Annotated in this window: 8 protein-coding genes; 5 read left to right on the top strand and 3 right to left on the bottom strand. The window is 63.8% G+C overall.

The genetic code is table 11. The features are described from left to right. Positions 1-4 precede the first annotated feature (4 nt). Positions 5-1,564, top strand: coding sequence for a glycerol-3-phosphate dehydrogenase (gene glpD / locus AC1RJW_RS05180; protein WP_493043990.1), 1,560 nt, complete (start codon positions 5-7; stop codon positions 1,562-1,564). Further along, complete coding sequence (gene glpK, locus AC1RJW_RS05175) at positions 1,561-3,051, top strand: glycerol kinase GlpK (RefSeq protein ID WP_493043988.1); 1,491 nt, start codon at positions 1,561-1,563, stop codon at positions 3,049-3,051. The genes glpD and glpK overlap by 4 nt, the downstream gene beginning before the upstream one ends. 185 nt (positions 3,052-3,236) lie before the next feature. Here the strand turns inward: glpK and alaC are convergent, their stop codons facing one another. After that, positions 3,237-4,454 (bottom strand): alanine transaminase, encoded by a 1,218-nt coding sequence (gene alaC, locus AC1RJW_RS05170; RefSeq protein WP_083287373.1) that lies wholly within the window; start codon positions 4,452-4,454, stop codon positions 3,237-3,239. Between the two features lie 308 nt (positions 4,455-4,762). Between alaC and AC1RJW_RS05165 the strand changes: the two genes are divergently transcribed. Next, entirely contained in the window at positions 4,763-5,446 is a 684-nt protein-coding gene (locus tag AC1RJW_RS05165) for a pentapeptide repeat-containing protein (protein WP_493043986.1), read from the top strand. A gap of 164 nt (positions 5,447-5,610) precedes the next feature. On the opposite strand, the gene AC1RJW_RS05160 is transcribed toward AC1RJW_RS05165, so the two are convergent. Further along, entirely contained in the window at positions 5,611-6,825 is a 1,215-nt protein-coding gene (locus AC1RJW_RS05160) for an MFS transporter (protein ID WP_493043984.1), read from the bottom strand. Positions 6,826-6,945: 120 nt separating this feature from the next. On the opposite strand from AC1RJW_RS05160, the gene AC1RJW_RS05155 reads away from it, so the two are divergent. After that, on the top strand, positions 6,946-7,872 hold the full coding sequence (locus tag AC1RJW_RS05155) for a LysR family transcriptional regulator (RefSeq protein WP_493043982.1): 927 nt from the start codon (positions 6,946-6,948) through the stop codon (positions 7,870-7,872). A 200-nt stretch (positions 7,873-8,072) separates the two neighbouring features. Here AC1RJW_RS05155 and AC1RJW_RS05150 read toward each other — a convergent pair whose 3' ends face one another. Next, positions 8,073-10,340 (bottom strand): carboxy terminal-processing peptidase, encoded by a 2,268-nt coding sequence (locus AC1RJW_RS05150; protein WP_493043980.1) that lies wholly within the window; start codon positions 10,338-10,340, stop codon positions 8,073-8,075. A gap of 520 nt (positions 10,341-10,860) precedes the next feature. Here AC1RJW_RS05150 and AC1RJW_RS05145 point away from each other — a divergent pair. After that, positions 10,861-12,831 carry a methyl-accepting chemotaxis protein gene (locus AC1RJW_RS05145; protein WP_493043978.1) on the top strand — a complete coding sequence of 657 codons (1,971 nt, stop codon included), beginning with the start codon at positions 10,861-10,863 and terminating at the stop codon, positions 12,829-12,831. Positions 12,832-12,837: the final 6 nt, after the last annotated feature.

Here is a 12,837-nt window from a genome sequence, read left to right as displayed (position 1 = left end):
TTCCATGTCCGCTTCCCGCTTTTCCTCCCTGCCCGCCGACTGCGACCTGCTGGTCGTCGGCGGCGGCATCAATGGCGCCGGCATCGCGCGCGACGCGGCCGGCCGCGGCCTGCGCGTGGTGCTGTGCGAACAGCACGACCTGGCGCAGCACACCTCGTCCGCATCCACCAAGCTGATACACGGCGGCCTGCGCTACCTCGAATACTATGAGTTCAAACTGGTGCGCAAGGCGCTGCAGGAACGCGAAGTGCTGCTGCGCGCCGCGCCCCACATCATGTGGCCGATGCGCTTCGTCATGCCGCACGACGCGGCCCAGCGTCCCGCCTGGATGATACGCGCGGGCCTGTTCCTGTACGACCACCTGGCCAGGCGCGCCTTCCTGCCCGCCTCGCAAGGCATCGCGCTGGACAAGCACGCGGCAGGCGCGCCCCTGAAAGCCGGCTACCGCAAGGGCTTCGTGTATTCCGACGGCTGGGTCGACGATGCGCGCCTGGTGGTGCTCAACGCGCTCGACGCGCAGGAACACGGTGCGCACATCCTCACGCGCACGGCCTGCGTCGATGCGTGCCGCGAGGGAGACGCCTGGCACGCCACCCTGCAAGCCGAGGATGGCCAGCGCAAGACCCTGCGCGCGCGCGCCATCGTCAACGCGGCGGGGCCGTGGACGGCGCAATTCGCCGGCGCGGCGGGCGGCGGCAAGACCCAGGGTTTGCGCCTGATCAAGGGCAGCCACATCATCGTGCCGCGCCTGTTCGAGCATCCGAACGCCTACATCTTCCAGAACCCGGACCAGCGCATCATCTTCGCCATTCCCTACCAGGACGACTTTACCCTGATCGGCACCACCGACGAGGAGTACAAGGGGGAAGTCGCCCAGGTGAAGATCAGCCAGGCGGAGATCGATTACCTGTGCCAGGCGGCGAACCGCTATTTCAAGCGCGAGATCGCTCCCGCCGACGTCGTGTGGACGTATTCCGGCGTGCGCCCACTGCTCGACGACAGCGCGCAGAACGCGTCGGCCGTCACGCGCGACTACCTGCTGGAAGTGGCACGGGGCGCAGCGGCAACGGGCGCGCCCCTGCTCAATATCTGGGGCGGCAAGATCACCACCTACCGCAAGCTGGCCGAGGAAGCACTGGGCATGCTGGCACCCCTGCTGGACAACGCCGCCCCGGCCTGGACGGCGCACGCGCCGCTGCCCGGCGGCGACCTGCAGCAAGAAAACCAGCTGGTGGACAGCCATGATTTCGACGCCTTTCTCGCCCGCTTCCAGCGCGACCACGCCTGGCTGCCGCCCGCGCTGGCGCGCCGCTATGCGCGCGCCTACGGCAGCCGCGCCGCGCGCCTGCTGACGGGCGCCGCCGCGATGGCCGACCTGGGCGCGCAGCTGGCGCCCGGCCTGTACGAAGCCGAAGCGTGCTATCTGATCGAGGTGGAATGGGCCAGGAGCAGCGACGACATCCTGTGGCGGCGCAGCAAACTGGGGTTACGCTGCGGGCCAGCCGACGTGGCGCGCCTGCAGCAATGGCTGGCCGTCCATCTGGCGCAAGAGGTGGCGGCATGACGTATCTGCTGGCCCTCGACCAGGGCACCTCCAGTTCGCGCAGCATGGTCTTCGATGAATCTGGCGCCATCGTCGCCGTGGCGCAGCGCGAGTTTCGCCAGCTCTTTCCGCAGCCGGGCTGGATCGAGCACGATCCCATGGAAATCTGGCGCAGCCAGATCGATACCTGCCGCGAAGTGCTGGCCAAGGCGGGCTTGCAGGCGCGCGACCTGGGCGCGCTGGGCATCACCAACCAGCGCGAAACGACGGTGGTGTGGGACCGCGCCACGGGCGAACCCGTCTACAACGCCATCGTCTGGCAAGACCGCCGCACGGAAGCGCTGTGCGAGGACTTGCGGGCGCGGGGCCTGGCCGGCGCCATCCACGCGAAGACGGGCCTGGTGCTCGACCCGTATTTTTCCGGCACCAAGCTGCGCTGGATACTCGACGAAGTCCCAGGCGTGCGCGCCCGCGCCATGCGCGGCGAACTGGCCTTCGGCACCATCGACACGTGGCTGGCGTGGCAGATGACGGGCGGCCGCCTGCACGTGAGCGACGTCACCAACGCTTCGCGCACCATGCTGTGGAACCTGCATGAAGGCTGCTGGGATGCCCAGCTGCTCGACTGGCTGGGCATTCCCGCCAGCCTGCTGCCGTCCGTCCACCCATCGAGCCACGTGTACGGCGAAACGGATGCCGAGGTGCTGGGCAGCCCCGTCATCATCGGCGGCATCGCGGGCGACCAGCAGGCGGCGCTGTTCGGCCAGACCTGCTTTACGCCGGGCATGGCCAAGAATACCTATGGCACGGGCTGCTTTTTGCTGCTCAACACGGGCGAGCAGTGCGCGCAATCGCAGCATGGCCTGATCAGCACGGCCGCCTGCCAGGTGGGCGCGCAGCCCGCGTATGCGCTCGAAGGCAGCGTCTTCATCGGCGGCGCCGTGGTGCAGTGGCTGCGCGACGGCCTGGGCGCCATCGGCCACGCGGGCGAGGCGGAAGGCCTGGCCGCCTCCGTGCCCGATTCGGGCGGCGTCGTCTTCGTGCCCTCGTTTACGGGCCTGGGCGCACCGTACTGGGTGCCGTCGGCGAAGGGCGCCATCCTGGGCCTGAGCCGCGGCAGCACGGTGGGCCACATCGCCCGCGCGGCGCTCGAGGCGATCGCCTTCCAGAGCGCCGCCCTGCTGGGCGCCATGACGCGCGACGCGCAGGCGCCCATCACGGAACTGCGCGTGGACGGCGGCGCCTGCGCCAACAACCTGCTGCTGCAATTCCAGGCCGACTTGCTGGGCATCCCCGTGGTGCGCCCGCAAGTGATCGAAACGACGGCGCTGGGCGCGGCCTGCCTGGCGGGCCTGGCCATCGGCCAATACCGTGGCGTGGAAGAACTGGCATCGCACTGGCGCGCCGACCGGACGTTTTTACCCAGCATCGGCCGCGACCAGGCTGCCAGCCTGATGCAGCAGTGGGAGGTGGCGGTGCGGCGGTTTACGGGCAGTGGCGAGGGATAGTCGCCCAGAAAGACAGGCAAAAAAAAGCCCGCTGCGGGAGCGGGCTGAATCTATTTCCTTGGAGGAAGATAGAGGAGACAGATGAATGATGCCGCGTTGCAGCATATAAAACCACTTTATATTCGTGATGTCAGAAATACGCGGCAGTGATATTAGGGGCAACAGACAATTCCATGCGGCAACTTTTATGCTGCCGCTTCCGTTTTCCCGTCGCCGGAACGCAACATATTCTTGATGCCGCGCAAGGCTTGCCGCACCCTCGCCTCGTTTTCGATCAGGGCGAAGCGCACGTATTCATCGCCGTATTCGCCGAAGCCGATGCCGGGCGACACGCTCACCTTGGCCTTTTGCAGCAGCAGCTTGGCAAATTCCAGCGAGCCCAGGTGACGGTAGGCTTCCGGGATATGCGCCCAGATATACATCGAGGCCTTCGGTTTTTCCACCATCCAACCCGCTTCATGCAAGCCTTTCACCAGCACGTCGCGGCGGCGCTGGTACTGGGCGCAGATTTCCGTCACGCAACTTTGATCGCCTTCCAGCGCGGCAATCGCCGCCACTTGCACGGGCGTAAAACTGCCGTAATCATGGTAGCTCTTGATGCGCGCCAGGGCCGCCACCAGTTCCGCATTGCCGACCATGAAGCCGATGCGCCAGCCCGCCATGTTGTAGCTTTTCGACATGGTGAAAAACTCGACGGCCACGTCGCGCGCACCCGGCACCTGCATGATGGACGGCGCCTTCCAGCCATCAAAGGTGATGTCGGCATACGCCAGGTCGTGCACCACCAGGATATTGTGCTGTTTCGCCAGCGCCACGACTCTTTCAAAGAATTCCAGTTCCACGCATTGCGCCGTGGGATTCGACGGGAAGCCCAGCACCATCATCTTCGGTTTCGGGTAGCTTTCGCGGATCGCCCGCTCCAGTTCCGCAAAGAAATCCACGCCCGGCCCCATGCGCACGGAGCGGATATCGGCGCCCGCGATCACGGCGCCCCAGATGTGGATCGGGTAGCTGGGATTGGGCACCAGCACCGTGTCGCCCCGGTCCAGCGTCGCCAGCATCAGGTGGGCCAGGCCCTCCTTCGAGCCGATGGTGACGATGGCTTCGCTGTCCGGGTCGATGTCGACCTCGTAGCGCTTCTTGTACCAGTGTGCAATGGCGCGGCGCAGCCGGGGAATACCTTTTGACGCGGAATAGCCGTGCGTGTCGGGGCGTTTTACCGTCTCGACCAGCTTGTCCACGATGTGGGCCGGCGTGGCGCCATCGGGATTGCCCATCGACATGTCGATGATATCCTCGCCACGGCGGCGCGCGGCCATCTTGAGTTCGGCGGTGATGTTGAAAACGTAGGGGGGAAGGCGATTGATGCGCGAAAAGCTGCGCGGAGCTTGGCTGTCGGTCATGGTATCTCTATACGTAAGCGCCCGGATCCGTCCGAGCGACGTTGGCGCAATGCGTGCGCCTGTGACGATACTAACCCGGCTTTGACAGCACTGGCAAGTGTGTAGTCAAGCCGTTACAATACAGGCTGATCGAAAATGAGTGCACCGGTTGGTAACCCGGTAAGTGCCTGGCACCGTCCGGCATGCTCCCGCCCACGCGGACCCACGGCGCTGACCCCTGGCTGTTACACCAGCCGGGGAGGTGTTCTGGTTCGTGCATCTTCCCGCCGCGCCATCCCTCCCCTGCTTTGATGAGGAATAAAAAACGGATGGCAACACACGACACCGCAGTAACTGGCATGACCCTGGACCGCGCCGGCATGGAGCAGCAACTGGCCCTGCCAATGCGCCACTTCATCGATTGCGCCTTCGATGGCGAAGACTTCTCGCGCCTCGACTTGCAGGGCTGCACCTTCGAGCGCTGCACCTTTGCCGACACCAACTTGTTCGCCAGCAAGCTCGCGCGCAGCACCTGGCGCCGCTGCCGCGCAGGCAGCGCCGATTTCGAATCCGTCGACGCCGTCGACGCCAGTTTCGAAGGCTGCGACCTGAACAACACGAAATGGCGGCGCGCCAAGCTGGCCTCCGTCACCTACCGGGGCTGCAAGCTGACGGGCGCCTCGTTCGAGGAAGCGGCTCACCTGGGCCTCACGTTCGAAGACAGCCTGCTGGTGGGCGCCGACCTGCGCGGTTTTTCGTTCCGCAAGGCAATACTCAAACAGCTGGATTTTTCCGACGCCTACCTGGCCGGCTGCGACTTCCGCGACGCCGTCTTCGAAGGGGGCAGCTTGCGCAATGCCACCATCAAGCTGGCGAAGTTCCAGGGCGCGGACCTGCGCGGCGCCGATATCGACGGTTTCAAGCTGAGCGAAGCTGCGTTGCTGAAAGGCGCCGTCATCACGCATGCGCAGGCGGCAAACTTCATGCGCGCACTCGATCTGGTGGTGATTTAAAAAACACAGGCAAAAAAAAAGCCCGCTATGGAAGCGGGCTGAATCTATTTCCTTGGAGGAGATAGAGGAGACAAGTGCATCTTGCGGCATTGCGGCATATCACGCCACTTTATCTTCATGATGATAGAAATATCCATCAGTGATAATGAGCGGCCATCAGGGTTTCAAGCCGTGCGGCGTGTGGCCAACGGTAAAAATTCTGCCAGCCATACCAGCACGGCCAGGCCCGGAAACGCCATGCCGGTCAGCAAGGTTGCTTGCCAGCCATAGCTGGCATACACCCAGGCGCCGACGGCCGAGCCGGCCGCGCCGCCGGCGAAGAACAGGGCGAAATACAGGCCGTTCAGGCGGCCCCGCACTTCCGCGCCCAGGCTGAAGATGGCGCGCTGGCCCAGCACCAGGTTGGCCGCCACGCCCATGTCGAGCACAATGGACGCCACCACCAGCAAGCCCAGCGCCACATGTTTCGAGTCCGGCGCAAACATGGGCAAGGCAAACGCGACGATGCCCAGCCCCAGCGCGGCAGCCGTGGCCGGCAAGGTGTGGCCCGCATCGGCCAGGCGGCCGGCGATGGGCGAGGCGACGGCGCCCGCCATGCCCACCAGGGCAAAGATGGCGATGCCCGTTTGCGACAGGCCGAACGCGGGGCTGGCCAGCACCAGCGGCGTGACGGTCCAGAACAGGCTGAAGGCGCCAAACAGGCCCGCGTGATAGGCGGCGCGGCGGCGCAGCACGGGCGTGCCCAGCAGCAAGTGCCACAAGGACGCCATCAGGGCAGGATATTTCATGCTCGACACGGGTTGGCGCACGGGCAAGGCGCGGCGCAGCACCAGCGCCAGCACTACCATCAGCACGGCGGCGCCGCCGAACACCACGTGCCAGCTGGCGTGCGCGGCCACCAATGACGCCACGGGGCGGGCCAGCATGATGCCCAGCAACAAGCCGCTGACGACCTTGCCCACCGTCTGCCCCCGTGTCGCTTCCTGCGACAGGTGGGCGGCAAACGGCACGATCACTTGCGCCGCCACGGAACCGAGGCCGATGGCCAGCGCGGCAGCGAGGAAGACGATGGCGCCTGTACTCAGGGCCGCCGCCACCAGGGCCGTGGCCGTCACCAGCAAGGCCGTGACGATCAGGCGCCGGTTTTCCAGCAAGTCGCCCAGCGGCACGACAAACAGCAGGCCCAGGGTATAGCCGACTTGCGTCAGGGTAACGATCAGCCCGGCCGCCTTGGCCGACAAGCCCGTCGAGGCGCTGATGGGCCCGACGAGGGTTTGCGCGTAGTACAGGTTGGCCACGATCAGGCCGGAAGCGATGGCCAGCAGCAGCACCATGGCGGGTGCAATGTCGTGGGGAGCGGAAGATGAGGCCTTGTTCATGTTGTTTCCTCGGTTCGGTAGGGATGGTGCCATTCTAGGCAAAACCGGGGCAAAGATAATCAGGGCATAATCCATTTATACTTTTCACATAAAATGAACAATGAGAATGGAAGCTATCCCATGGACAAGATCAAGGCCATGCAGACCTTCGTGCGCATCGTCGAAGCCAACAGCTTTTCCAAGGCGGCCGAGACCTTGAATTTGCCGCGTGCCGCGCTGACGGCCACCCTGCAAAAGCTGGAAGCCTATCTGGGCACGCAATTGCTGCAGCGAACCACGCGCCGCTTGTCGCTGACGCCGGAAGGGGCCGAGTACTTTCGCCACTGCATCGACATCCTGAAGGCCGTCGACACGGCGGAACTGGCGTTTCGCGGTCCCGACGCGACAAAACCGCGCGGCTTGCTGCGCATTAACCTGCCCAATACGGTGGGCCGGCGCCTGATCATTCCCCATATCGCGCACTTCCACGCCGCCTGGCCGGACGTGCAATTGCAGCTGAGCCTGACGGACCGCCTGGTCGACCTGACGCAGGAAGGCATCGATTGCGCCTTGCGCGTGGGCACCTTGCAGGATTCCGCCTTCATCGGCAAGCAGGTCGGCCTGATGCGCTTCGTCACGTGCGCCTCGCCCGCCTACCTGGCGCGGCACGGCACGCCGCACACCCTGGCGGACCTGGCCGCGCACCAGGGCATCATGCATTACTCGGGCCGCACGGGACGCGCCTTCGACTGGGATTTCCTGCAAGGTAAAGAGGTGGTGCGCGTGCAGATGGCCGGCCCCATCGCCGTCAACGACGCAGACGCCAGCGTCGCTTGTGCGCTGCAGGGGCTGGGACTGGCACAGGCGGCCCAGTACCAGGTGCGCCAGCACCTCGACAGCGGCGCGCTGGTGGCCGTGCTGGCCGATCATCCGCCGACGCCCATGCCGATGTCGCTGCTGACGCCGCAAGGCCGCCTGGCCACGCCCAAGCTGCAGGCGTTTGCCGGCTGGATCACGGCCCTGCTGGCCGCCCAGCCCGACGTGCAAGCGAGCACGCACAGAATCTGAGGCAAAAAAAAAGCCCGCTGCGAGAGCGGGCTGAATCTATTTTCTTGGAGGAGAATAGAGGAGACAAGTGCATTATGCTGCATCGCGGCATATCCATCCAATTGATTGTTGGAATGATAGAAATACGCCAGACAGATAACTGAGCAAGGCGAAAAAAAACCGGCGCCGCAAGGAGCCGGTTTTTTACTGCGTGAAAGGCCTTACTTCGCTGCCGTCACCGGCGTCGCCTTGCCATCCGCGCCATACGGCAAGACCTTGGCCGCCATGCGGGTATCGGCCTTGATCAGCGCCACTTCGTCGGCCAGGATGCGCGCCGCTTCGTTCAGCAGCACGTCCTTGGCGCTCTTGGCGGCCGTTTCGGCATCCAGTTCCGCACTCAGCGCGCGCTCGTCGCCCTGCAAGCCGTCGTCGGTGCGCAAGGCGCCCTTCACGGCGGCGATCTGCTTGGCCGTCTTGTTGGCCGCTTTCGCGCCCTTCAGCACGTCTTTCGGATCGGGAATCACCACCAGGTCGTCGGCAGGATTCGAAATCTGCGCGATCAGGCGTTTTTCACGGGCCTTGGCGCGCGCTTCCTGGGCATCGCGCTCCTTGCGGCGCACGGTTTCATTGAGCGAAATCTGGTTTTCCTTGCGCTGCTTGACGACGAGAGCGATGTCATCGAGCAAATACTGGAAATCCTTGTCCTTGGCGACGCGCGCTTCATGCTTCTTGTCCAGCAGCGGCACGATATCCTTCAGGTCGCCCGTCGGCATGTAGGGCGCCGGCTTGATGGCCACCCATGGCAAGGCATTGTCATAGCTCGATTCGCCGAAGTTCTCCGTGTCCGACATGGCCGGCAGCTTGATGTCGGGCGTGACGCCGCGCAACTGCGTGGTGCCGCCATTGATGCGGAAGAACTGGGCGATGGTCATCTTCAGCTCGCCGAAACGGGCTTTCTCGCTGCCGCCAAAACGGTCGAGGTTGAACAAGGTTTGCACGGTGCCCTTGCCGAAGCTGCCTTCGCCGATGATGACGCCACGGCCGTAATCTTGCACGGCGGCAGCGAAAATCTCGGACGCGGAAGCGGAACCGCGGTTGATCAGCACGCCCATCGGGCCATCCCAGGCCAGGCCGGAATTGGTGTCGCTTTCCACGTCGACCTTGCCTTCGGCATTGCGCTGCATCACGACCGGTCCCTTGTCGATGAACAGGCCCGTCAGTTCGACGGCTTCGTTCAGCGAACCGCCGCCATTGTTGCGCAAGTCGATCAGGACGTTGTCGACCTTGTCCTTCTTCAACTCGGCCAGCAAACGGCTGACGTCGCGCGTGGCGCTTTTAAAGTCCTTGTCGCCACGGCGGCGCGCTTCGAAGTCCTGGTAGAACGTCGGCAGGGCAATGACGCCGATGCGGCGCTTGACGCCATTTTCCCGCACTTCGATGATCGATTTCTTCGCCGCCTGCTCTTCCATGCTGATTTTCTTGCGCACCAGCGGCAAGACGACATGCTTGGCGTCCGGACCGGCGTCGGCCGGCAGGATGTCGAGGCGCACGGTGGAATCCTTGGCGCCGCGGATCAGCTGCACCACGTCATCGATGCGCATGCCCAGCACTTCGGTGATGGGGCCGCTTTCGCCCTGCCCCACGCCGACGATGCGGTCGCCCACTTTCAGCTTGCCCGACAGGCCGGCCGGGCTGCCAGGCACGACTTCGCGCACCACCGTGTACTCGTCGCGCGTCTGCAGCACGGCGCCGATGCCTTCGAGCGACAGCCGCATGGCGATGTCGAAGTTGTCCGAGGCGCGCGGGCCCAGGTAATTGGTGTGCGGTTCGATCGACATGGCGTAGGCGTTCATGAAGATCTGGAACACGTCTTCGCTGTTGAGCTTGCGCGAACGGGTCGTGTAGCTTTCATAGCGCTTGTCCAGCGTCTCGCGGATGGCCTTGTCTTCCTTGCCCGCCAGTTTCAGGCGCAGCCAGTCGTTCTTGACGCGCTTGCGCCACAGGTCGCGCACTTCCTCGTCGTTCTTCGGCCAGGCGGCCTTTTCGCGGTCAATCTGATAGCTCTCGTCGGCGGTAAAGTCGAACTTGGTCTTCAGCAATTCACGCGCATAGGCCATGCGCTCGTCGAAACGCTGCTGGTACAGGTTGTAGATGGCAAACGGCGCCGTCAGGTCTTCATTGATGATGGCGTCGTCGAGCTTGGTGCGCAAGGGAGCGAAGCGGTCGATGTCGGCTTGCACGAAGAACAGTTTTTCCGCATCCAGGGACTTGAAATAGCGGTCGAAGATCTTTTCCGACATGGCGTCGTCGAGCGGCATGGCCTTGTAATGGACGCGCGTCAATACGCGCGATGCCCACAAGGCGGCCTGCGTTTGCTGGGCCAGCGGCTTCATGGTGAGCGGAGGAGCGGCGCTCTTGTCCGTCTGGGCTGCGCCAGCGTGGGCTGACAGGGCAAGCACCAGGGTGACCAGCATCATTTGCTTCTTCATCGGCTTCTCCGAAAATTAGTTAAATCAATTCCAGGCGGCGCAGAGATGCATGCGCCAGCCAGCAAGACAGTAAGGGGATACACGACTGGTCTGCATATTATTCTACAGGATACGGCCTGGCAGTCTCCCATGGAAGATCAGTTTCTTCCTGGAAGCTTAAACGCGGATTAAAGGCGGCGTCTCATTCATTACAAAGTGAAACATTCGTGAGAAAAATCGCATCATTCAGCAGCGACGGATATCAACATGCGCCATTGGAATGCGAAAAGTCAATAGACTGAAGCGGCAATCCTTGATCTCGATGATGTTTTTATGCGAAAAAATGATTCCTGCGGGAAACACTTAGTAACAAATGGCAAGCGACATGCTATCATCGCGCCCTGAAATACAGCTTGCCTGCGCGCCGCTCCCACAGCCGGCGCGCCTCCGTTTCAACAGTACTCCCCACCAGATCCCCTCCCCGCGTGTCATGTCATGACCAGGAATGGCCGAGCTGATTACCCTTTGCCAGACTCACACTATGCCTACAATTTCCTTCTCCCCCCGCCACTGGAGTGTCGGCGGCAAGATTACCGTCTTCACGTTTGCCCTCGTCAGCCTGATCCTGGCCAGCCTGACGGCCTTGATGAGTATCAATACCTCGCGCGTGCTGGAACAGCGGGCCGAAGCGGCCGTCACCAGCGAACTCAATAGCGTCATGACGACCACGCAAGTCTTCCATACGGCCATGGTCAACGAAGCGGCCAGCTTTGCGCGCCTGTTCGCGGCCGAGTTTCCCGGCCCGTTCACGGTCGACGCGGGCGCCATGGTGGCCGTGGCCGGCAAGGCCACGCCGGCCCTGGCCAACGGCGGCAAGGTGCTCAACCTCGACACGGCCGTGGTCGACCGCTACACGGCGCAAACGGGCGTGATCGCCACCATCTTTGCCGCCAACGGCGATGAATTCGTGCGCATCAGCACGTCGCTGAAAAAACAGGATGGCGAACGGGCCATCGGCACCCAGCTCGACCACAACCACCCCAGCTATGCGCCGCTGCGCGCGGGCCAGCGTTTCGTCGGCATGGCAACCTTATTTGGCAAGCAATACATCACGCAGTACGACCCCGTGCGCGATGCGGCTGGCAAGGTGGTAGGCGTGCTGTTCATCGGCCTCGATATCAGCAAGAATCTGGCCATGTTGAAAGACAAGATTCGCCAGGTTAAGATCGGCCAGACGGGCTACATCTACATCCTCGATACGGCGCCCGGCGCCAACTACGGCCACATGGTGCTGCACCCGAACAGCGAAGGCAAGAGCGCGCTCGACTTCAAGGCCAGCGACGGCCGCCTGTTCATCCAGGAAATGCTGGCGCAGAAAGACGGTGCCATGCGCTACACGTGGACGGCGCCCGGCGAAACGAGCGCCAGCGCACGCGAAAAGCAGTTGTTTTACCGTCAATTCAAGGATTGGCAATGGATCATCGCGGGCGGCACGTTCACGGACGAAATCACGCTGGAGGCGCGCCAGCTGCGCAACCAGCTGGCCATTTCCGGCTTCGTCGCCCTGCTCGTCTTCGCCCTGCTGTTGTACTGGCTGGTGCGCACCCTCGTCTCGCGCCCGCTGGCCGCCGCCGAAACGGCCGCCGCGCAAATCGCCGCCGGCGACCTGACGGTGCATCTCGATACCAGCAGCCTGGACGAAATCGGCCGCCTGCTGCGCGCCATGAACCGCATCAGCGACAACCTGTCGCAAGTGGTCGGCAACGTGCGCGGCGGCGCCGGGCAAATCGCCACGGCCTCCGGGGAAATCGCCAGCGGCAACCTGGATTTGTCGAGCCGCACGGAACAGCAAGCCAGTTCGCTGGAAGAAACGGCCGCCTCGATGGAAGAATTGAGCTCCACCGTGCGGCAGAACGTCGATCACGCGCAGCAAGCGAGCAAGTTGGCGCATGAATCGTCCAGCCTAGCAGCCGAAGGCGGCGCCGCCGTGGCGCAGGTGGCCAGCACCATGGATGCCATCCGCAGCTCGTCGGGCAAGATCGCCGACATCATCGGCGTCATCGACGGCATCGCCTTCCAGACGAACATCCTGGCCTTGAACGCGGCCGTGGAAGCGGCCCGGGCCGGCGAACAGGGACGCGGCTTTGCCGTCGTCGCCACCGAGGTGCGCACCCTGGCGCAGCGCTCGACGGCAGCGGCGAAAGACATCAAGGACCTGATCCAGGCATCCGCCGGCACGGTGGACCTGGGCCACGCGCAAGTGAGCCAGGCCAGCGCCACCATGGACACCGTGGTGGCCAGCGTGCAGCAAGTGAGCACCATCATGGCGGAAATCGCGCAGGCGAGCGAAGAGCAGCGCAGCGGCATCGAGCAAGTCAACCAGGCCATCGCCCAGATGGACCAGGTGACCCAGCAGAATGCGGCCCTGGTGGAAGAAGCTGCCGCGGCCGCCGACGCCCTGCAGGAGCAGGCGCATGAGCTGAACCAGGTGGTGGGCGTGTTCAAGCTGTAATTTCAA

The organism is Janthinobacterium sp. GW822-FHT07A03, from assembly GCF_058798815.1.
This window is presented reverse-complemented; position numbering and strand designations above follow the sequence as displayed.

Coding starts and splice junctions, on each gene's coding strand:
- AC1RJW_RS05165 (WP_493043986.1), top strand. CDS start 4,763: ATGGCAACACACGACACCGCAGTAACTGGCATGACCCTGGACCGCGCC.
- AC1RJW_RS05150 (WP_493043980.1), bottom strand. CDS start 10,340: ATGAAGAAGCAAATGATGCTGGTCACCCTGGTGCTTGCCCTGTCAGCC.
- alaC (WP_083287373.1), bottom strand. CDS start 4,454: ATGACCGACAGCCAAGCTCCGCGCAGCTTTTCGCGCATCAATCGCCTT.
- AC1RJW_RS05145 (WP_493043978.1), top strand. CDS start 10,861: ATGCCTACAATTTCCTTCTCCCCCCGCCACTGGAGTGTCGGCGGCAAG.
- glpK (WP_493043988.1), top strand. CDS start 1,561: ATGACGTATCTGCTGGCCCTCGACCAGGGCACCTCCAGTTCGCGCAGC.
- glpD (WP_493043990.1), top strand. CDS start 5: ATGTCCGCTTCCCGCTTTTCCTCCCTGCCCGCCGACTGCGACCTGCTG.
- AC1RJW_RS05155 (WP_493043982.1), top strand. CDS start 6,946: ATGGACAAGATCAAGGCCATGCAGACCTTCGTGCGCATCGTCGAAGCC.
- AC1RJW_RS05160 (WP_493043984.1), bottom strand. CDS start 6,825: ATGAACAAGGCCTCATCTTCCGCTCCCCACGACATTGCACCCGCCATG.